The 18,685-nt window shown below is 60.2% G+C and carries 22 protein-coding genes; 15 read left to right on the top strand and 7 right to left on the bottom strand.

The genetic code is table 11. From position 1 onward, the window contains the following. Positions 1 to 38: 38 nt before the first annotated feature. The 6 genes from ACIPQ1_RS09005 (at position 39) to ACIPQ1_RS08980 (ending at position 5,886) form a co-directional block, all read left to right on the top strand. Positions 39 to 353 carry a phage tail assembly protein gene (locus ACIPQ1_RS09005; protein WP_446533976.1) on the top strand — a complete coding sequence of 105 codons (315 nt, stop codon included), beginning with the start codon at positions 39 to 41 and terminating at the stop codon, positions 351 to 353. 341 nt (positions 354 to 694) lie between these two features. Then, positions 695 to 3,211 carry a phage tail tape measure protein gene (locus ACIPQ1_RS09000; protein WP_446533975.1) on the top strand — a complete coding sequence of 839 codons (2,517 nt, stop codon included), beginning with the start codon at positions 695 to 697 and terminating at the stop codon, positions 3,209 to 3,211. Then, positions 3,211 to 4,092 (top strand): phage tail protein, encoded by an 882-nt coding sequence (locus ACIPQ1_RS08995; protein ID WP_446533974.1) that lies wholly within the window; start codon positions 3,211 to 3,213, stop codon positions 4,090 to 4,092. The genes ACIPQ1_RS09000 and ACIPQ1_RS08995 overlap by 1 nt, the downstream gene beginning before the upstream one ends. Then, positions 4,092 to 4,298: a tail protein X gene (locus ACIPQ1_RS08990; protein WP_030132023.1), complete on the top strand. Its 207-nt coding sequence runs from the start codon at positions 4,092 to 4,094 to the stop codon at positions 4,296 to 4,298. The genes ACIPQ1_RS08995 and ACIPQ1_RS08990 overlap by 1 nt, the downstream gene beginning before the upstream one ends. Continuing rightward, entirely contained in the window at positions 4,286 to 5,338 is a 1,053-nt protein-coding gene (locus ACIPQ1_RS08985) for a phage late control D family protein (protein WP_446533973.1), read from the top strand. The genes ACIPQ1_RS08990 and ACIPQ1_RS08985 overlap by 13 nt, the downstream gene beginning before the upstream one ends. Beyond that, a complete protein-coding gene (locus ACIPQ1_RS08980; RefSeq protein WP_446533972.1) occupies positions 5,335 to 5,886 on the top strand; it encodes a phage baseplate assembly protein V in 552 nt (183 codons plus the stop codon). The genes ACIPQ1_RS08985 and ACIPQ1_RS08980 overlap by 4 nt, the downstream gene beginning before the upstream one ends. Before the next feature lie 9 nt (positions 5,887 to 5,895). Here the strand turns inward: ACIPQ1_RS08980 and ACIPQ1_RS08975 are convergent, their stop codons facing one another. Beyond that, positions 5,896 to 6,525, bottom strand: a complete 630-nt coding sequence (locus tag ACIPQ1_RS08975) for a hypothetical protein (protein WP_446533971.1) — start codon at positions 6,523 to 6,525, stop codon at positions 5,896 to 5,898. Positions 6,526 to 6,610: 85 nt separating this feature from the next. Then, complete coding sequence (locus ACIPQ1_RS08970; RefSeq protein WP_446533970.1) at positions 6,611 to 7,405, bottom strand: hypothetical protein; 795 nt, start codon at positions 7,403 to 7,405, stop codon at positions 6,611 to 6,613. Between the two features lie 109 nt (positions 7,406 to 7,514). Here ACIPQ1_RS08970 and ACIPQ1_RS08965 point away from each other — a divergent pair, with 109 nt between their 5' ends. From ACIPQ1_RS08965 to ACIPQ1_RS08935, 7 genes are read left to right on the top strand one after another with little or no spacing between them, the layout of a single operon-like run. Continuing rightward, entirely contained in the window at positions 7,515 to 7,892 is a 378-nt protein-coding gene (locus tag ACIPQ1_RS08965; RefSeq protein WP_446533969.1) for a GPW/gp25 family protein, read from the top strand. Continuing rightward, entirely contained in the window at positions 7,876 to 8,997 is a 1,122-nt protein-coding gene (locus ACIPQ1_RS08960; RefSeq protein WP_446533968.1) for a baseplate assembly protein, read from the top strand. Before ACIPQ1_RS08965 ends, ACIPQ1_RS08960 begins: the two co-directional genes overlap by 17 nt. Next, positions 8,990 to 9,535 carry a phage tail protein I gene (locus tag ACIPQ1_RS08955; protein WP_446533967.1) on the top strand — a complete coding sequence of 182 codons (546 nt, stop codon included), beginning with the start codon at positions 8,990 to 8,992 and terminating at the stop codon, positions 9,533 to 9,535. Before ACIPQ1_RS08960 ends, ACIPQ1_RS08955 begins: the two co-directional genes overlap by 8 nt. Further along, positions 9,535 to 10,479 carry a glycine-rich domain-containing protein gene (locus tag ACIPQ1_RS08950; protein ID WP_446533966.1) on the top strand — a complete coding sequence of 315 codons (945 nt, stop codon included), beginning with the start codon at positions 9,535 to 9,537 and terminating at the stop codon, positions 10,477 to 10,479. The genes ACIPQ1_RS08955 and ACIPQ1_RS08950 overlap by 1 nt, the downstream gene beginning before the upstream one ends. A 5-nt stretch (positions 10,480 to 10,484) precedes the next feature. Beyond that, positions 10,485 to 10,982 (top strand): DUF4376 domain-containing protein, encoded by a 498-nt coding sequence (locus tag ACIPQ1_RS08945; protein WP_446533965.1) that lies wholly within the window; start codon positions 10,485 to 10,487, stop codon positions 10,980 to 10,982. 2 nt (positions 10,983 to 10,984) lie between these two features. Beyond that, positions 10,985 to 11,185, top strand: coding sequence for a Com family DNA-binding transcriptional regulator (locus tag ACIPQ1_RS08940; RefSeq protein ID WP_431480806.1), 201 nt, complete (start codon positions 10,985 to 10,987; stop codon positions 11,183 to 11,185). After that, positions 11,146 to 11,997 (top strand): DNA cytosine methyltransferase, encoded by an 852-nt coding sequence (locus ACIPQ1_RS08935; protein ID WP_446533964.1) that lies wholly within the window; start codon positions 11,146 to 11,148, stop codon positions 11,995 to 11,997. Before ACIPQ1_RS08940 ends, ACIPQ1_RS08935 begins: the two co-directional genes overlap by 40 nt. Positions 11,998 to 12,341: 344 nt before the next feature. Here ACIPQ1_RS08935 and ACIPQ1_RS08930 read toward each other — a convergent pair whose 3' ends face one another. Next, the gene (locus ACIPQ1_RS08930; protein WP_446533963.1) at positions 12,342 to 14,792 is read right to left on the bottom strand and encodes a penicillin acylase family protein; all 2,451 of its coding nucleotides are present in this window, start codon (positions 14,790 to 14,792) and stop codon (positions 12,342 to 12,344) included. Positions 14,793 to 15,155: 363 nt separating this feature from the next. Between ACIPQ1_RS08930 and ACIPQ1_RS08925 the strand changes: the two genes are divergently transcribed. Next, complete coding sequence (locus ACIPQ1_RS08925) at positions 15,156 to 15,713, top strand: cysteine hydrolase family protein (protein WP_446534044.1); 558 nt, start codon at positions 15,156 to 15,158, stop codon at positions 15,711 to 15,713. Between the two features lie 275 nt (positions 15,714 to 15,988). Here ACIPQ1_RS08925 and ACIPQ1_RS08920 read toward each other — a convergent pair whose 3' ends face one another. From ACIPQ1_RS08920 to ACIPQ1_RS08905, 4 genes are all read right to left on the bottom strand, one after another. Continuing rightward, entirely contained in the window at positions 15,989 to 16,192 is a 204-nt protein-coding gene (locus ACIPQ1_RS08920; protein ID WP_003198420.1) for an SEC-C metal-binding domain-containing protein, read from the bottom strand. Between the two features lie 5 nt (positions 16,193 to 16,197). Further along, positions 16,198 to 16,683, bottom strand: coding sequence for an LEA type 2 family protein (locus ACIPQ1_RS08915; RefSeq protein WP_446533962.1), 486 nt, complete (start codon positions 16,681 to 16,683; stop codon positions 16,198 to 16,200). Positions 16,684 to 16,754: 71 nt separating this feature from the next. Further along, on the bottom strand, positions 16,755 to 17,243 hold the full coding sequence (locus ACIPQ1_RS08910; RefSeq protein WP_186708421.1) for a YchJ family protein: 489 nt from the start codon (positions 17,241 to 17,243) through the stop codon (positions 16,755 to 16,757). 2 nt (positions 17,244 to 17,245) lie between these two features. Then, positions 17,246 to 17,743: a DUF6231 family protein gene (locus ACIPQ1_RS08905; protein WP_250965792.1), complete on the bottom strand. Its 498-nt coding sequence runs from the start codon at positions 17,741 to 17,743 to the stop codon at positions 17,246 to 17,248. A 191-nt stretch (positions 17,744 to 17,934) separates the two neighbouring features. Between ACIPQ1_RS08905 and ACIPQ1_RS08900 the strand changes: the two genes are divergently transcribed. After that, complete coding sequence (locus ACIPQ1_RS08900) at positions 17,935 to 18,630, top strand: OmpA family protein (RefSeq protein WP_186708425.1); 696 nt, start codon at positions 17,935 to 17,937, stop codon at positions 18,628 to 18,630. Positions 18,631 to 18,685: the final 55 nt, after the last annotated feature.

Below are 18,685 nucleotides of genomic sequence, written 5' to 3'. Positions count from 1 at the left end.
AGAGCAACCGATCTCACCGATCGACCTGGAGCAAAACGATGACCGATGCACTGACCTTTACCCTCAATTTTCCGTTCACCAGCGCCAGTGGTGAGCAGATCTCAACGCTGCCCATCAAACGCCTCAAACGTAAAGACATCACCGCGGCGCAAGCGGTGACCAAAGACGAAGGCGCCATGGAAGATCAACTGGTGGCCAAGATGCTGGGCATCACACTCGAAGACCTGGGCGAATTCGACATCGCCGACTCCCGGCTAGCCACCGAGGTGTTGCGGGAAATGGCAGCCGCACGTGACCTTGCTGCACTCCTGGGACGAAGCGTTGTTGCTGGTACTCAGGATGCAGCCCTCTGAGATCGCCCAGCTCGAATTGGTGGAGTACTGGCGCTGGGTAGAGGTGTGTCAGCGTGAGATCGATCGCCGGCTCGAACTGGCCGACGAAGCCAGTGGCTGATCAGCGCCACAACACCCACCACCAGCCCCGCCAGCAACGCGCCGCCCGCCGCCAAAGGGGCAGCGGCCAAGGCCAGCAGCGGCAGCCCAAAACAGAACGCCAACACCGCCGCCCACAACGGAAAATGCACCAGGCACAGCCAGGCAAGCCAGACCACACCGGCGCCGAGGGCCAGTGCGTAAACGATGTGGGCGGTGCGTAGCGCGATTTTTTCTAACATGCCCAAAGCGTAGCAAGATCGATGGCGAATGAAGTCCTATTGGGGTTAAAAATCGGCGGGGTTGTTTCAGGCAGTTTCAACGCGGCCTTCGGCACAGCCAAATCCACCGTGCAGCAGCTCGGGCGGGCCACTGATGGCCTTGCGGTTAAGCAGCAGGCCGTCGGTAATGCGCTATCGGCGTCCTTGGCACGTGGCGGCACCGGTCTTGTGCAGTTGCGCCGCCAGTACGATGCGCTGGGCAACACCATCGACCAACTCAAAGCCAAGCAAGACCGCCTCACCGCCAGCATCGAGCGCGGTGCAGCCCTCAAGAACCAACGGCGTGAGCTACGTGGCCAGGCCATGGAGGTCATCGGTACCGGCGTAGCGTTGGGCGCCCCCGTGCTGCGGTCATTCAATACCGCCGTCGATTTCCAGGACCAGACCCGCGACATCGCCATCACCGGCGGCTTCAACCCGGCGCAAGAGCAGCGCCTGAGCCTGGCGATGCGTGGCGCGGCGCTCAGGTGGAACCAGACCCAAACCGAGGTCGCCAACGGCACCGCCATCCTCATCGCAGGCGGCATCGACAGCCTGAAAGAGCTCACCGCGTACGCCCCGGTCATGGCTAAAGCCGCCACCGCCACCCGCGCCAGCATGAAAGACTTGGGTTCGGTCGCCATCGCGCTCAACGACAACTTGGGCATTGGCGCCGCGGGCCTTGAACGCTCCATGAACATGCTGGCCTTTGCCGGTAAAAGCGGCCAGTTCGAACTGGCCGACATGGCCAAGTGGCTGCCACAGCTCACGCCCCAATTCGCAGCCTTGGGCATTACCGGCGAGCGCGCCGTGGCAGAGATCGGCGCCTCCTTGCAGATCGCCCGTCGCGGTGCCGGCAGCAACGATGAAGCCGCCAACAACTACAAGAACTTCCTCTCAAAAATCACTGCGCCAGAAACGCTCAAGGCCTTTGAAAAAGTCGGCATCGATCTCAAGGGCAGCATGAAAAACCTGGTCAGCGAAGGCCTGTCCCCGGCACAGGCCATGCTCAACATCCTCACCGCGCACTTGGGCAAAAAGGCCCCGACCGCGGCGGCCGAGTACGGTAAGGCGCTGGACATCAAGGATGAGCAAGAACGGGCCATGGCCCTGGCTCGGCTCGACGAAGCGTATAAGCTCGGCGCCTTGTTCGCCGACCAACAGGTGTTGTCCTTTGTTCGGCCGGCATTGGCGAATCAAAAGGATCTGGCCAGCATCGAACAAGGCAGCAAAAACGCCGCCGACCAAGGCGTGCTGGATCGGGACTGGGCCAAGCGCATGGGCAGCTCCAAAGAGCAATTGAAAGAGCTGCGCAATAACCTGACCGATGTAGGCCTTTCGGTCGGCAGCGCGCTGCTGCCCGCCATCGTCGACGTCAGCCGCGCCGTGGTGCCGCTCATGCGTTCGTTCTCGGCTTGGGCAGAGCAGCACCCGGACGTCATTCGCGGCGTGGTCGGCCTGGTCGGTGGTTTGTTGCTCGGCAAACTGGCCTTTATCGGCGTGGCCTATGGCGCCCACCTGGTCATGGCGCCGTTCGTGGCCCTGACCACCACCGTCACCACGCTGTCCGCCAAGTGGGCGATGTTTCGCGCAATGTGGCAGATGGGTAAGTTCACGCCGCTCATCACAGGATTACGCCGTTCCGGCGCGGGCCTGCTCAAGGTCGCCCGTGGTGCGCTGCACCTGGGCAAGATGCTGGGCGGTACGTTGTGGGTCGGATTGAAGCTCGCCGGGCAAGCCGTCCTTTGGCTCGGCCGTGCCCTGATGCTCAACCCCATTGGGTTGGCGATCACCGGCATCGCCCTGGCGGCCTACTTGATCTATCGCCATTGGGCACCGATCAAAACCTTCTTTACCGGCCTCTGGAGCGAAGTCCGCGCAGGCTTCGACGGCGGCCTGTCTGGCATTCTCGCGGTACTGCTCAACTTCTCGCCGCTGGGTTTGTTTTACCGGGCCTTCGCCGGCGTCATGAATTACTTCGGCATTGAGCTACCGGGCACGTTCACCGAGTTCGGCGGCCTGCTCGTCACGGGACTGGTCAACGGCATCGGCAACATGGCCGGCGCCCTCAAAGACAGCGTCGTGGGCATTGGTGCATCCGTTAAAGATTGGTTCACCGAAACCCTGGGCATTGAGTCGCCCAGCCGGGTCTTCATCGGTTACGGCGCCAACATCAGCGAAGGCGCGGCCCTGGGCATCAAGGCTCAGTCGGGGTTGGTCCGCCAGGCGGCGCTAAGCATGGCCGCACAAAGCGCGGTCGGCATCGCGCCGCCCAATCCGGCTCAGGTGACCCGGGCCAGCATGCTAGGCGCCGCTGGCGCGAAGTCCGCCGCCTCTGAGTCCGTGGGGCCCATGACCTTCCATTTCTCGCCCCAAATCAACGTGCCCAGCGGTGCCGGCATGGAGCAAATCAACCAGGGCTTACACGCCACTTATGCCGAATGGGTGCGGTTAATGGAGCGCTATCTACACGACAAACGCCGCCACAGCTACGGCCCCGCCAATGAGGTCACCGCCTAATGTTTGCCATCTTGGGCGATATCGAATTCACCGTTGCGGGCGGCATCAGCGGCATAGAACACAGCGGCTCGGCCGACTGGGCCGAACATGCGCGCATCCAAGGCAAGCCGTTACTGGAATGGATGGGTGAAGGCCTGGATGAATACCACCTGACCATTGAATTGCACCCGCTACTCGGCGACCCCGAAGAACGTTTGCGGGCATTGCGCTTAGCCAAAAGCCAACACCAGCCGTTGGCGTTCGTCATGGGCAGCGGTGAATACCTGGGGGCCTATGTCATCAGCAACATCAGCCACACACTGCGGCGCGCCACGGCCACCGGGCAGGTCAAAGCCGCCACCGTGCAACTAAGCCTGAAGGAATACACCGGCGCCTTCACGCGCAAAGCCCTGCGCCCCGGCTTACTTGACGACGCCCTTAGCGGTACGTCAGCCGCCACCATCGGCTCACCGGGTTTGATCTCTCACATAAAGCCATCGCCCAGCGCCCTGCAAAAGGTGGTCGCTCACGCGAAAACCGCCGCCACGGTGCTCAAGGCAGGCCAAAATTTTTACCACACGATCCAGAGCCGTAACGCCACCCTGATTCTGGAACAGGTCCCGCAGTTACTCGGTAAAACAGCGCAGGTCATTGAACCGCTGCAAGGGTTAGCCACTACCGCAGGACTGCTTCACAACGGTGCCGATTTATCGCGCCTGGGCGAACAGGTGCTAGGCGATGTCCTGGGCGCACGCGCCAGCCTGAACCCCGTGGACCTGAGCAACCTCGTCGAGCGTTTTTCTGCATCCCGAGACGCCCTCGACCAAGCCGTCAGCCAAATGGACGGTGCCAACACCCGACTGGCGACCTTGGCCGCACAAATCCTGACCCGGAGGGGCTGATGTTCATTGCCCATATCACCACCGAAGGCGAACGCTGGGACCAACTGGCCTGGCGGTATTACGGCGACGCTCACCGTTATTTACCCATCGTCCAGGCCAACCCCCACGTTCCCATCAGCGCCACATTGCCGGCGGGGCTGACACTTGCCATTCCCGTATTGCAACCACTGCCCACCACAGAAGACCTCCCGCCATGGATGCGATGATTCCCCAGCAGGTGCCACAGGCGCGCTTTGTACTGACCTATCAGCAGCGCAACATCACCCGTAACGTCAGCCAGCACTTGCTGTCCTTGTCCTACACCGATTTCCTCACCGGGAAGGCCGACAGCTTGGCGGTCGAGCTGGAAGACACCCAAGGCAAATGGCGCGATCAATGGTACCCAGGCCACGGCGACAGCTTGGCACTGTCCATCGGCTGGGAAGGCCAGCCCCTGCGCGCCCTCGGCCGTTTCGAAATCGACGAAATCGAACTCAACTGCCCACCCTCGACCATCACGCTGCATGGCTTGGCCACCGGCATCAAAGCAGCGCTGCGCACCACACAGCATTACGCCTACGAAAACACCACACTGGCCGCCATCGCCCAGCAGATCGCCACGCGCCAAGGCCTACAGCTGATCGGCAACATCCAGCCGATCCCGCTCGACCGTATAACCCAGCAAGACGCCGACCTGACCTTCCTGCGCAATCTGGCTGCCGAATATGACTATGCATTCAAGATCAACGGCCAGCGCATGGTCTTCCATGCCATCAGCGAACTGACCAACACCGCGCCAGTAGCCACGCTGATACTCCAGGACTTAAGCCATGTGAACCTGCGCGACCAAATAAAAGACGTCCCCCAAGCCATCGAGCTCAAACACCAAGACCCCACCAGCAAACAACTGATCACCTACAAGATCGAGAACGGCGAAACCGTCGCCGCGCCCAGCAGCCTCAGCAAAACCACCACCAGCGGCGACACCCAAAAAAGCCGCCAACGCAGCGCCTCAACCGAAGCGGCCAAAGCCAAAGCCAACGCCGAACGCGCCAAAGCCAACCGCGAACGCACCACCGGTAGCTGGACGGCCATGGGCCAACCCAACCTGGTCAGCGGTAATGTCATCGTCCTGGCCGCCGCCGGCCAACTCGGCGGCCACTACCTCATCACCTCATCCCACCACCGCATCATCCGTACCGGCGGCTACACCGTCGACAAACACGTCTGCCGCGTCCGCCCCCCCCACCAAGAGCCAACCCCATGAGCATCGAACTGGCCTACGGCGAAGTCAGCGCCATCGACTATCTAAGCTGCCGCATCCGCGTCCGCCTGGACGACCGCGACGGCCTGCAGACCTATTGGCTCAACATTCCCCAGCGCAATACCCAAGGCACAAAGCGCCGCCCACTCATGCCCGAATTGGGCGAACAGGTTGCGGTGTTGCTTGATGCGGATGGGGTGGGTGGTATGTACCTGGGCGGCATTTATTCAACTGCCGAACCGCCGCCGGTTGCGGATGAAGACACCGATTTTGTGCGGTTTAGTGATGGGACGGTTTCGACTTATGACCGTAAGACGGGGGTGATGAGACTGGATTGCGTGGGGGCTTTGATTGTGAAGTGTGGGCGCAACATCACCGTTGAGTCGGGTGAGCCGGTGGTGGTGAAAGCGCCTTCGGCACTGTTCGATGTTCCGCAGATCGTGTTAAAGGGCGATCTGCGGTTGAGCGGGAATTTGAATGTTGATGGCTCCGTTGATGTAAAAGGTACTGTCATGGACGTGGGCGGAAATTCAAACCATCACGATCATTGAAACTGGGCCTTAGAGGGCCTTTGCCATTCTCTCAAGATCATCAGCCACAAAACTGAAGCCAAAAAAGTTGGTTGGCCGCTCATATGAAAATGCGCCTTGGTTTTCAGACTCATAGTTTGGTAACCGACTAAGCAATTCGTCGCGTAACATTGTTGCTTCAATTTTGAACCGACGGTCATACTCATCGTTGCGTTCGTATGTACTGTTGAGCACCATACGGGTGTATTCATCCCACCTCCAACGCTGCTCCTGCTCTGAACCCTCTTGATTGGCACCAAACCATCGGCTATCAAGGGCTGAGCTCTCAAGACGCCGAAAGCGTCCGATAAACTCCCTAAGATCAGCCACCAGTTTTAGCGTCCTATCCCTTAACTCCGTCTCCCCAGAGTCGACGACCTCCGCAAGCTTTTCATCGTACTTGGCCGCTTTCTCTCGGTAAGCCTCAGTCTGCTCTGAGCGCAGGTGCAGGCGCTCCTTGAGCGTTTCGCTAGTGGCTTTCACCTGCTCGATAACCGCCGTGTACCGCCAGCAGGCTATGAAATAGGCAGCTCCAAACATCAGGGCCGCTAGAATCAAAAAGGAGAAGGGAGCCATAGCGATGACTGCCCATTCAGCTTTGATTACTTTCAGTAATTCCAAAGGTTTCCCCTATACATTTTTGTGGACGCCAGCGTCACAATCCCACAGGCGCCCTGAAAAAGCATCCGACAGGCGAGAGGCCGTATCATATCGTCGCCGAACGCAATGGAGAATTAGGTGTATTCGGATCTTTACTCATATCGAAGCTGAAAGGCGGTCCCGCCCAGTCGAAACGGCCTTCCTCATCCAAAAGTTGAGGAGGGATAACCTCTTCCAAAAGAATGTCGTTCCTTTTCACTCGATAGGCGACGGCCATTCCATCCTCCACGCGTTTGAAACGGACCTCTTGGAAGATTCGCCCATTTCGGGCGTTGATAAAAATATTAAAGCTGCGATCACCGCTCTCACGAAGATCAGCTCCCTCGTACATCAATCTGGAGCCACACGGCATGTCTCCTATATTCAGATACTGCGCGTACCCAGCATCGTCATCGGGACGATATTGAGGTGTGTTAACCATCGCCTCCAAGTCAAGAATTCTTACATTCACTTGATACAGCGGGTAGTCCCCGGAATGTAAGGCCAGCCAAGAGGCATTATTGCCTATGGTTCTGAATGGCATGAGAAAACAAAAGCTGTCTCCGCCCGTCACATGGTTAATCATTTGTAGCGATTTGGCTTCAAGTTGGGTCACCACGTTCTCAAGACGGCTCTCGACATTTGTCAGGCTCGACTCCACACCCGCTTGCTTGCGGACCCGGAATATCTGGCCGGTCATCCAGCTAGCCAGAAAGAACGATGGCCCGAAGGCCGCGATGACGCTTTTTACCGTAAGCGGCTGCTCCCAAACCGCGTAACCGGTCCATACAGCAGCGGCAAGGAAAGGAATCCAGAACTCTTTTACTAACTGGCGCATTGTTTTATTTGAAATGCCTGGCACAGAAGCGACTCCTTTCGATATTTTGAGAATTTTGCCTCATTGGCGGCCCACACCGCATCTCTAAACCTGATTAAAAGCGGCCATCAATTAGGTCGCCCATCATGGGCTCATGACGAAGCCCATTCCCCACACCAGCATCACCGCCGCCCACTGGCAGCCCACCCTAGGAACCTCCGGCGAGGTAGTTGAGGGCTTGCGCGATATCGACCAGGCCATCCGCATCATCCTCTGCACGCCCAAAAACAGCGATCCTCATCGCCCAGAGTTTGGCAGCAACCTGCACCTGTACCTCGATTGGCCCACTAACCGCGTCACACCGCACTTGGTGCGCGAAGCCGTTGACGCGATTCGCCAATGGGAACCCCGCGTCTCGGTAGCCCAAGTGCAAATCCAGATCCACACGGCGCAAATCACCGTGCGCGTGCAATGGCGCGTAGCCGGTGAAATACAGCAGTTGACCGAGGTGCCCTATGCGCGAGTTGCCTAAACCCGAATTCATCAAAATAGACCCCGCCGCGCTGGAAGCTCAGCTCATCGCCCGCTATGAACAGAAGTCGCGCAAAACCTTGTACCCCGCCCAAATAGAACGGCTGTACATCGACCAGATTGCCTACGCGGTGTCCCGGTTGCAGATGAGCATCCAGCATGCCGGTGAACAACTGCTGGTGCGATTCGCCCGTGGCCCGATCCTCGACTATCTCGGTGAGCTGGTCGCCACGCCTAGGTTGCTGGCCCAGGCCGCCCGCTGCACCGTACGCTTCACCATGCCTGCAGTGGTAACGCAGCCGCTACTGATCCCAATCGGCACTCGGGTCAGCACCCAAGATGCCAAGCTCACTTTCATCACTGATCGAGACGTAGTGATGGCTATCGGTCAAAGCCAAGTCACCGTCACCGCAACCAGCACGACCGTGGGCGAACACGGCAACGGCTGGACCGCCGGACAGATCAGCGTCCTCGGCAACTCTCCAGCGCTGGGCATGACCGCAAGCAACACGACGGTCACCGCCCACGGCGCCGAAGATGAAAACGATGAACGCTACCGCGAGCGCATCATCTTGGCTCCCGAAGCCTTTAGTAACGCGGGCAGCCGCGCAGCCTATCGTTACCACACCCTGGCGGTGCACCAATCCATCGTCGATGTCGCCGTGCAGGGCCCAGACGAAGGTCAGCCAGACGGCCACGTCGCACTGTTCCCACTCACCACCTCGGGCTTGCCGACAGACGATCTACTCCAACGCATCGAGAACCAGATCAGCGGCGAAAAAATCCGCCCCCTATGCGACACGGTCAGCGCGCTGTCACCCGTCGAGGTCGTCTATCCAATCAAGGCAAACATCACGTTTTATGCCCATGCCGACCGAAGCGTCGCCATGGCCACCGCGAAGGCTGCCGCCCAGGCCTATGCCGACGAATGCCGCGCCAACCTCGGTCGCGATTTAGTGCCTGAACAGCTCACCGCATTGCTTCAAGTCACCGGTGTATACCGCGCTCATCTATTGCTGCCGGCAGTCCCACAGGAATTGCAGGGTAATGAGTGGGCAAACTGCTCAGAGATACAACTGATCGACGCCGGGGTGGCACATGACTGACCACCCACTGCCGCCGCCATTGGCCGGCGACGAACGTTTCATGCTGCTGTGTGAGCTGCTTAACCAAACCTTGGATGAGCTCGACCTCAACCTGATGTTGGTCTATTTGATCGATCTGGTTAAACCCTCGCTGCTCCCGATCCTGGCCGACCAATTCTCACTGCTAGACGAAGCCGCCTGGCAACTGGCCGAGTCCGAAGAAGCCAAACGCAAGTTGATTAAAGGTGCCGGTGAACTGCACCGTTTCAAAGGCACGCCTTGGGCCATCCGCGAAGTCATCCGCCTACTGGGCTTCGGCGAAGTCATCCTTTTGGAAGGGATACACGCGCAGCCAAGCACCGAGCCTTCCACCTGGCCGCTGTACCGGGTCGTTCTAAAACGCGTCATCACCAACGATCAAGCGGTGCTTGTGCGCCGCTTACTTCTTTCGGTCGCCCCAGCGCGCTGTCGCCTGGTGTCGCTCGACTATCAATCCGTCGCCATCCGCTACAACGCAGTCGCGCGCTACGACGGCCAATACAACCATGGGAGCAGTTAATGGCCGAGTTACCCGAGTCCCAGGAATGGGCGCAAGGTGTTTACCAACTAGAAACCTCCGATCCTGTTCTAGGCGGGCCGGACGGCGTATCGAATCAACAAGCCAAGCAATTGGCGAACCGAACGAGCTGGCTAAAGAAAAAAATAGAGTCTTTCCTGGACGGCTCCGGCATTAGCTTTGCCAGCCAGGAGGAAGCAGAAAAAGGCGTCGAGACCAACAAGCCCATGAACGCTCTCCGAGTGTTCCAAGCGATCGGCGCCAAAGTCATCCAGGCGACCACAAGTATCCCAGGTATCGCGCGGATCGCAACGTCCACCATGGTCAGAGCCGGCACCGACAACCGCGCAATCGTGACGCCTAAGACACTCGCAGCCATGTTCCCGTTCCGTGGTCGGCAGGTCTATAAAGTGCCGGGGGTCTACACCTGGGACGTACCTTCTGGAGTGACCAAAGTGTGGGTGGAAGTCATCGGTGCCGGTGGCGGCGGTGCGCGATCTACAACACCTCCAGGTCCCTCAGGTGGGGCCGGTGGAGGATTAGCCCGAAAGTTTTATGACGTCGGTGACAAAGCCTCAGTGATCGTCACTGTAGGCGCGGGCGGTATTGGCGCTTTAGTTGATGGGGGCGCGGGCACCTCTGGTGGCACTTCATCATTTGGCACTGCTATAGCGGCGATGGGCGGCGGGGGTGGTGTTATTGACGGCAAAGCACCCTACGGTGGGAGAGGTTTAGGAGGAGACGAGAATCATAGCATCGGAACAGCGGGTCACTCCTCCGGCACCGCCAGTAATAATAGCTTCCATGGGGGCGCAGGCGGGGGCGGTGAATCAACCTCTACTGCAGATGACAGCCGTAAGCCGATGACGCCGGGGCAAGGAGGCGGAGGACGCATCGTCAGCTCCGCCCCTGACGGCGCAGATGGACAGGTAACAATTCAATGGTGACGAGCATGTGGGCCCGCATAGAAAACGCGACAGTTGCAGAGATGACAAGTATCGACCCGCAGGACCGGTTCCCCCCGTCACTAAACTGGATAGCATGTCCTGACGACACACAGCCAGGCATGCAGTATGCGGATGGATTATTCACTGTAAAACCAAAAACGCCAATCGACCTTGCCGCACAAATTGCCAGTCGGCGCTACCAACACGAAACAGCAGGCATCACCGCAAACAGCGTGAATATCGATACCAGCCGAGACAGCCAAGCGTTAATCACCGCTGCGGCGTTATCTGCCGTTATGGACCCCACTTACGTGTGCGTTTGGAAAGCACTAAACGGTCCGGTCACGCTAACGGCAGCTCAGATAATCGAAATCGCCACCGCCGTACGAGCGCATGTCCAGGTCTGCTTTGATCGGGAATGTCAGCTACTGACGGCATTAACCGAGGGGACCTACACAGTCGACATGCTTGACCACGGCTGGCCGGCGATCCAAGAGGCATAACCATGCAGGAAATCCGCTGTGGCGAGTGCCACCGCAAACTCGCCGCCGTCCGCAGTTTCATAGATCTACAAATCAAGTGCCCGCGCTGCCGGACACTCAATCACCTGAAGGCCCCGAGCCTCCTATCCGAATGCCCTGAGCATCTGCCCAAAAAAGAGCAGACATGCCCCAGCCCACCATTGGAAGCCTGTTCGCAGGCATAGGAGGTTTTGATGTCGGATTCGAAAACGCAGGCTACCGAACCGCCTGGCAAGTGGAACTCAACCCCACCAACCGGGCTGTCCTTGCCGATCGATTTCCTCACGCCACCCAGTTCGAAGACGTCCGCCACTGCGGCGTCCACAACCTCAGTCCCGTCAACGTCCTCACCGCCGGATTTCCCTGCCAAGACATCAGCATCGCCGGCTCAAGACCCAACAACAAAGACACCCGAGGCCTGCGCGGCCAACGAAGCGGCCTGTTCTGGGAAGTCATACGAATCCTCAAAGAGACACAACCTCGCTGGGTGGTGCTTGAGAATGTCGTTAACCTGCTCGCTATCAATGATAGCCAGGACTTTGAAACAGTCATCGGGGCCCTTGCGCAATGCGGGTATGTGGGATGCTGGCGAGTGCTTAATGCTCAATATTTCGGAGTCCCCCAGCAACGTCGTCGCATATTCCTGGTCGCAGGTCATCGACGAATGCCCCCCATCGAGCTGCTGGCTGACGCCGCGCCAGTGGAAGCAATACCTCCAGCGTCTGGCAAGATCCCGTGGCCACGGCCCGCGGATGCATGGGCTGCCAATACTCTATTGGCAAACAAAGCCGGCTCACAAATCGCTATGGGCTGTACAACTTTCATCGCTCACCCGAACCGATGGCATCAGATGGCTGAGCGGCAGCGAACGTCTGAAGATGATGGGATTTGCCTCGGACTGGATGCGGCCAACCTTGCAGAGGCTTTCGCTGCCGGAAACGCCGTCGTTACGCAAATCGCGCAATGGATTGCCGAAAAACTAATCAAGGCAGGCTAGTGGCCAAGGCAGCGGGAATATCGTCCCCGCTGCCAACCCCCACCTCAACTTCCGAAATTCCCTTGCACCACACGCAAAAAACCTAAACCCTATTTACCTCGCCCCAGCGCCCGGACTTTTCGCGCTCGGCATCAGGATGGACGGGCGCCATCGCGAGCAAGCTCGCGATGGCTTCAGTCCAGACAACGCAGGACCTGTGGCGAGGGAGCTTACTCCCGCTCGGCTGCGCAGCAGTCGTAAACCGGTTGATGCGGTCTGCTTGTAGACATGCAGGGGGCTGCTTCGCAGCCCAGCGGGAGCAAGCTCCCTCGCCACAAATCCTGTCTCCAGGCCCGGGGTTGCAGTTACTTGCCAGGCACCAGGGTCAACCGCGTCTTGCCGTAGGCTCGATCGAAGTTCTGCGATTGCAGCGGCAAATTCTGGTATTGCCCCTTGATCCATGGATCGATGCCATTGGCATAGTGCGGGCTGACCGGGTTGCCGGACTGGCCGGTGCCGTCCTGGATCATCAACGGTTCAGGCTGGCTGAAGTCGACGATAAAGCGCATGGAAGGCGCCAGGGTGGTGGTGAAATCCTGCCCCCAGGCAAACGCCGCCGTGTTGAGCGTGGTGCCGTCTCCACCGGCCGGCAGCGGGCCGCGTACGATCTGGCCGTTGCTGTTTTTCCACGTATAACGATGCAACTGGCCCCACTGCCAAGCCTTGTGGTCACCGCCCAACTGGCTATCACCGGCACTGATGGTGGCGGCCAGGCTGCGGGCGAGGATGACGGCCTTGTCTTCTTTCTGCGGTGTGCGCACATCGTCCCAGAATGGGCTGTCTTCGCGCCCCAGTAGATGATCGGCCTGGGCCGAGTAGGACAATTGGCCGTTGGCGACCAGCGCCTGCCACGCCACGCTGCTGTCCGGGCCCAGCTCGTCGAGGAAAATCTGCTTCATGCTTTCCTGCAGGAACAGCCCATAGATCGCCGCGTCGGCGGAAGTCGGGCTGAGCCGGCCATCGAATGCCATCAAGCGGGTATAGGCTTCGCGGGCTTTGGCCCGGTCAGCCACCGGCAAGGCTTCGATCGCCTGTTTGAGCGGCTGGGTCATGCCCGGGGCTTCGAAGACGCGTTTGAGCTTGGCCGCGAACGTCGTGCTCTGGTCGTATTGCATGGCGGTGAGGCTGCGGGTGTCGTGCTTGCCCGCGCTGGCCAATTCGGCCATGCGTTCGCCACGCTCCGGTGCGCCCCAGGAATTGGACAACTGCATGCCGTAGCCATGGGGAATGACCCGTTGGTTGGCGGTGCCGAGCCAGCCCTGGGCCGGGTCTTGATCGTAGGGGTGCAGCATCGGGTCGGCGTAACCGTCCCAATCGTAGCGACCGTCCCAACCTGGCGATGGCAACAGGCCTTCGCCTTCGCGGCGGTTCGGGTAGCGACCGGTGACTTGCCAGCCGATATGGCTGGCGTCGGCAAAGACCAGGTTCACCGCCATGGCGCGGATCTCCCGGCTGGCATCGGAGGCTTTCTCGACGTTCTGTGCCCGGGACAGGTCGAAGAAGGCATCCAGGGTCTTGTCGTCGCTGAAGCTGGGTGTCTGCAAGGCCAGGCCAAAGCCGCTGGCCATGGCCGGCCCCTGGGCGCTGTTGAGCAACGGGCCGTGGCGGGTCTCGAACACCGCTTCACGAATTGGTCGCTGGCCTTTGATGAGGTAGGTTTCGTTGCGCACGATCACCGGCTGCCATTTGCCGTTGATCTCGTAGGACAGGCTGTTGCCCTGGCGTCGGATTTTTTCCAGGAACAGGTCTTGGTTGTCTCCCAGCACGCTGGTCATGCTCCAGGCCACCTTGCCGTTGAATCCGGCCAGGATCATTGGGATGCCCGCCACGGAAACCCCGGCCGCCTGGTACTTGGGAGCGCGGATCTGTACGGGACTCCACAGTCCCGGCATGCCCAGCGGCCCATGGCTGTCGCTGGCCAACAAGCTCTTGCCGCTGCGGCTGCGTTGCGGCGCGATGGCCCAGTTGCTTGCAGACGCAGCGCCCAACAGATTCAGCCCGGCCAACTGGCCGGTGGCCTTGCTGATTTCGTTCAGGCCTGGGATCTGGCCGTTGAGGCGCAGGCCCTGGAGCTTGTCGGCCTCGGTCACGGGCAGTTGCTCGTCCGGATAGGATGGGCTCAGCCAGGCGAGCTTGTCGTTGTTGACGGTCTGGGCCAGCACGAGGCTGGCGATTTCTTCCGGCAGGTTGGCTGACTGGCTGAAATTCAGCAGGCAGAACATCAGCGCCGAATCTTCCGGCTTCCAGTATTCGGGCTTGTAGCCAATGGCGGCCAGGTCCGCCGGCAGCTTGTCACGGTAGCGGAACAGGTAGGCGTTGACGCCGCGGGCATAGACTTCAAAGAAGCGCTTGAGCCGTGGCGAAGACGCCTTGTACAGCTCGTCGGCGTTTTTCTTCAGGTTGACGGCGCGCATGTAGCGGTCGACGTCCAGCCGTTCGGCGCCGGACATCTCTGCCAACCGCCCCTGGGCCAGCAGGCGCAGGGTGACCATCTGGGCAATGCGGTCGCTGGCGTGGACGTAGCCGAGGGTGAACAGGGCGTCATGGAAGCTGTTGCTTTCGATCAGCGGCATGCCTGTTGCATTGCGCCGGACCGAGACGTTCTGCGCCAGCCCCTTGAGCGGCTGCACGCCGGAAGTCGGCGGGACAGTGTCCTGGGCATTCCAGGTCTGGCATCCGCTCAAACCGAGCACACTGGCCACTGCGGCGGCAACGCCGAGCCGGGGGACGAGGGAAATAGAGGCTGGCGAGGCCATGGCAAAGCTCCTGCGGGAGGGGGTGGCACCAATAAAGGCGCTACGTTAGTGAGCGGGCGGGGGGCGCGCAAGCGGGGGCGAGGGTTATTTGTTGATTTAGCGATGAAAGCCCTGCTGTTCACTCAAGGACGACTGTGAACCTGTGGCGAGGGAGCTTGCTCCCGCTGGGCTGCGCAGCGGCCCCAAAACCATTCGACACGGTGCGTCAGGAAAAAACGGCTGGCAGGTTTTTACGGTTGCTGCGCAACCGAGCGGGAGCAAGCTCCCTCGCCACAAGTCAGCGCTTTTGCTCGAAGACTTGCCTGTTGGAAGAGGTGATGCTCAAGTGTGGAACATTCAATGACCAAGCAAGAGAAAACCGGCATGGAGCTACGGCACGACGCGGCGCTGATCCTCATCGATCAACAGAAAGGCATCCTCCACCCCAGGCTCGGCCCGCGCAACAACCCCGAGGCCGAGCTGCGCATGCTGGAATTGCTGGCTTTCTGGCGACACACGGCGCGGCCGGTGATTCACGTTCATCACTTGTCCCGTTCGCCGGACTCGGTGTTCTGGCCGGGGCAGTCGGGGGTGGAGGTCCAGCCGCGGTTCGAGCCGATGGCCGGGGAACGGCTGGTGCAAAAACAGGTGCCGGATGCGTTCAGTGGCACGCGCCTGGAGCAAGACCTGCGCGAAGCCGGTATCGGGCAACTGGTGATCGTCGGCGTGGCGACGCACAACTCGGTGGAGTCCACGGCCCGCACGGCCGGCAACCTGGGGTTCGACACTTGGGTGGTCGAGGACGCCTGCTTTACCTTCGACAAGACCGATTACTTCGGCAATCCTCGTTCGGCGGCCGAGGTGCATGCCATGTCCCTGGGCAACTTGCACGGTGAGTATGCGACGGTGGTGGGTGTGGAGCGGATTCTGCAGGCGGGCTGATACATATGCAGTGGAGATGCCGGCCCCGCCCCGGAGCAAGCTCCCACAGGGGTTTTGAAAGCGGCACGGTCTCGTGGCGAGGGAGCTTGCTCCCGCTTGAGTGCGAAGCGCTCATTGCTTTTTTGGGGCCGCTACGCGCCCCAGCGGGAGCAAGCTCCCTCGCCACAAAAAGCTTCCAGGCCATCACACCCTGGATTGGTTAATGGCAAGCACTGTGGGAGCGAGCTTGCTCGCGATGACGGTCTAACAGGCGAAAAACTTCTTCGCCCTGCCCCTCAAGCTCCGTGGCACTTCTTGAATTTCTTGCCATTGCCACACGGGCAAGGGTCGTTGCGACCGACATCCTTCAGGGCGTTGCGTACCGGCTCCTGGTGGGCGTGGCCGCAGTTCGGACCGTGGACGTGGCCGTGGTCATGATCGTGGTGATGGTCGTGATCGTGGTTGCAATCAGGGCCGTGAACGTGGGGTTGCTGGGTCATCGGGGTTACTCCGCAATTAAATCGGCGGCGATTATCACGCCATTGCGCTCAAGGTGCACGTAGTGGGCAATGAATAATCCGGTTTCCAGCTCACCTTCCAGACGATAGGGGATCTGTTTCCGGGGTTTCTCCAGCAGCTTCACCACTTCCCGCACTTGCGGCCACAGGTTGGTGCGCACCGGCACCTTGAAGTAGGCGCTGTGCCTGGGGCGCACGGTGAACCAGTGTTCATGCTCACCTTCGGTCAGCAACAGCTCGCCCAGGTGGACACGGTAGGTCAGGCCACGAACGGTGAGGTCGCTGTCGCCGGGGTTGTCGACGCGAAAGTGCAGCATGAACCGCTGTTCCACCAGCCGGGCCCGGATCACCTCGACCTTGACCAGGTGCACCTGGGGCTCAGGGGCTTCATCACCTCGCCAGGAGGCACAGCCGCCGAACCCGAAGAGCAGCAGCAGGCAGGTGACGCGCAGCAAGAAGGATGGAAGGGTCATGTCCGTGCCTCTGGTTTATCCCCAGTCTAGCCCTATGGGCCGATGGACGGGCGTCGGACGTTTCCGAAAAATCAGCGGTTGAAGTAACCGGCGCAGCATTTCTTGAATTTGTACCCGCTGCCGCACGGACAATCGTCGTTGCGTCCCGTCTTCACCGGCACGGTCGGGTCGATGAAGTACCAGCGCCCGTCGTTCTGCACGAACGAGGACTGTTCCCGGTGGCTATGCTCGCCCTGGCCATCGTGCCAGCGCGCCGTGAACGTGACGAAGGCGTGTTCCGGTTTACCGCCGAACACTTCGCTGCTTTCCACCTCCAGCCCCAACCAGGTGCTGTTGGCGCTCCACTCGCTGATGGACTGGCGATCAAGGCCTTGCTGCTGGGCGGGCAGGGTGGTGGCAACCAGGTAATCCACCAGGCCCAGCACATAGGCGCTATAGCGCGAACGCATCAAGGCTTCGGCGCAGGGCGCCGGGTGGCCGTCGTGGTAGTGGCCGCAGCAGGCGTCCAGTGAATTGCCACTGCCGCAGGGGCAAATGGGTGATTGGGAGCTTGTGTTCACGGTTACCACCAATATTTTCCGAAGTTTTCCGGGTTGGCCCAGAAACGTGAGTTGAGCCAGTCGGGGACTTGTTTGTATTCAAGCAGATCGTAGGTGAACAGGGTCAGCACCTGATCGTCACGCTGGAATCGCTCACTGGCTTGCAGGGCCAGGGAGAAAAAGTCCGTCTCTTGCCAGCCGCAGGCAGTGAGGTCGGCCAGCACGGCGATGCGGCTGGCGTTGAGATTGCGGATGCCGCCCAGCAGGTTCAGACCCTCGCGCTTGGGCAAATGCTCCAGGCAATCGAGTGCCAGGGCCAGGTCAAAACGGCGCGCCGCGACGTCCGCCGGCAGCGCGCCGGGGCCGGCGTGGACCACTTCGGTGTCGGGGTGGGCCTGCTGGAAGGCTTCGAGTGCGGGAAAGCCGCTGGCACCGATCAGCAGCAGTGTTCGGGGGGCATAACGGTCAAGCACGGCCGCCAGGGCTTGCTGGGGCGTACGCGAAGAAATGGCAACGGTCATCGAAGTTCCTCAGTCAGAACCACCACGATAGCCTGCCCGGACATCATGGCCTAGAGCGGTTTGTCCCGGAATGTGCGCAAACGTCGTAAACACGGGGCGAAAACCCGCGATTGCTCAGGCTGGCGCAGATTCGAAGTCGGGTCTTTACTCCCCTGAATCGGCGCCAAGCCGATCCCTCAAGGAGAAACCCGATGAGCATAGTTCGGACAGCGTTACCCCTGGTTCTGCTAACCAGTGTGTTGACTGGTTGCGCAGGTTTGCAGAAAACCGACTGGCCGACCTGTGCGGCTGTCGGCGGAGCGATCGGCGCCGGATTGGGCGCCATAGAAAGCACTTCCTGGGCTGGCGGCGGCGCGTTGTACGTTGGCGGCATGGCGGCAGCTTATTGCTGGGTCAAGGGCGACGGCGACGAAGACGGCGATGGCGTGCCGGACAGCCGTGACAAATGCCCGGGCACACCGAAGGGCGTGCAGGTCGATGCCGACGGTTGCCCGCCGCCCGCGCCGGCGCCGGTGGTCGAAGAAGCGGTCGTGGTCAAGGAAGAAACCATCGTGATCCGCGATGTGCACTTTGAATTCAACAAAGCCACGCTGACTCCAGCCGACAAGGATGTACTGAGCACGGTCGCCACCCGCCTGAAGCAGGAAACGTCCACCGCGCAACTGAGTGTCACCGGCCACACCGACAGCGTTGGCAGCGATGCGTACAACCAGAAGCTGTCGCAGCGGCGAGCCGATTCGGTGGTGAAATACCTGGTCGAAAACGGCGTGCCGCAGTCCAGTTTTGTCTCGGTGTCCGGCGCCGGTGAGAGCCAGCCTGTGGCCGATAACAAGACCGCCGACGGCCGCGCGATGAACCGCCGCACGGAGATCAAGATAAACCGTTGAAACCCTTGGCATCCGCGGCTTGTAGAGTTGCGGATGCGGGTCTTTACTCCTGTGT

The organism is Pseudomonas sp. LARHCG127 (assembly GCF_052871455.1).
This window is presented reverse-complemented; position numbering and strand designations above follow the sequence as displayed.

What these genes read in the sequence shown, in the direction of transcription:
- ACIPQ1_RS09005 (WP_446533976.1), top strand. Translation starts at nt 39, where the DNA reads ATGACCGATGCACTGACCTTTACCCTCAATTTTCCGTTCACCAGCGCC.
- ACIPQ1_RS09000 (WP_446533975.1), top strand. Translation starts at nt 695, where the DNA reads ATGGCGAATGAAGTCCTATTGGGGTTAAAAATCGGCGGGGTTGTTTCA.
- ACIPQ1_RS08995 (WP_446533974.1), top strand. Translation starts at nt 3,211, where the DNA reads ATGTTTGCCATCTTGGGCGATATCGAATTCACCGTTGCGGGCGGCATC.
- ACIPQ1_RS08990 (WP_030132023.1), top strand. Translation starts at nt 4,092, where the DNA reads ATGTTCATTGCCCATATCACCACCGAAGGCGAACGCTGGGACCAACTG.
- ACIPQ1_RS08985 (WP_446533973.1), top strand. Translation starts at nt 4,286, where the DNA reads ATGGATGCGATGATTCCCCAGCAGGTGCCACAGGCGCGCTTTGTACTG.
- ACIPQ1_RS08980 (WP_446533972.1), top strand. Translation starts at nt 5,335, where the DNA reads ATGAGCATCGAACTGGCCTACGGCGAAGTCAGCGCCATCGACTATCTA.
- ACIPQ1_RS08965 (WP_446533969.1), top strand. Translation starts at nt 7,515, where the DNA reads ATGACGAAGCCCATTCCCCACACCAGCATCACCGCCGCCCACTGGCAG.
- ACIPQ1_RS08960 (WP_446533968.1), top strand. Translation starts at nt 7,876, where the DNA reads ATGCGCGAGTTGCCTAAACCCGAATTCATCAAAATAGACCCCGCCGCG.
- ACIPQ1_RS08955 (WP_446533967.1), top strand. Translation starts at nt 8,990, where the DNA reads ATGACTGACCACCCACTGCCGCCGCCATTGGCCGGCGACGAACGTTTC.
- ACIPQ1_RS08950 (WP_446533966.1), top strand. Translation starts at nt 9,535, where the DNA reads ATGGCCGAGTTACCCGAGTCCCAGGAATGGGCGCAAGGTGTTTACCAA.
- ACIPQ1_RS08945 (WP_446533965.1), top strand. Translation starts at nt 10,485, where the DNA reads ATGTGGGCCCGCATAGAAAACGCGACAGTTGCAGAGATGACAAGTATC.
- ACIPQ1_RS08940 (WP_431480806.1), top strand. Translation starts at nt 10,985, where the DNA reads ATGCAGGAAATCCGCTGTGGCGAGTGCCACCGCAAACTCGCCGCCGTC.
- ACIPQ1_RS08935 (WP_446533964.1), top strand. Translation starts at nt 11,146, where the DNA reads ATGCCCCAGCCCACCATTGGAAGCCTGTTCGCAGGCATAGGAGGTTTT.
- ACIPQ1_RS08930 (WP_446533963.1), bottom strand. Translation starts at nt 14,792, where the DNA reads ATGGCCTCGCCAGCCTCTATTTCCCTCGTCCCCCGGCTCGGCGTTGCC.
- ACIPQ1_RS08925 (WP_446534044.1), top strand. Translation starts at nt 15,156, where the DNA reads ATGGAGCTACGGCACGACGCGGCGCTGATCCTCATCGATCAACAGAAA.
- ACIPQ1_RS08920 (WP_003198420.1), bottom strand. Translation starts at nt 16,192, where the DNA reads ATGACCCAGCAACCCCACGTTCACGGCCCTGATTGCAACCACGATCAC.
- ACIPQ1_RS08915 (WP_446533962.1), bottom strand. Translation starts at nt 16,683, where the DNA reads ATGACCCTTCCATCCTTCTTGCTGCGCGTCACCTGCCTGCTGCTGCTC.
- ACIPQ1_RS08905 (WP_250965792.1), bottom strand. Translation starts at nt 17,743, where the DNA reads ATGACCGTTGCCATTTCTTCGCGTACGCCCCAGCAAGCCCTGGCGGCC.
- ACIPQ1_RS08900 (WP_186708425.1), top strand. Translation starts at nt 17,935, where the DNA reads ATGAGCATAGTTCGGACAGCGTTACCCCTGGTTCTGCTAACCAGTGTG.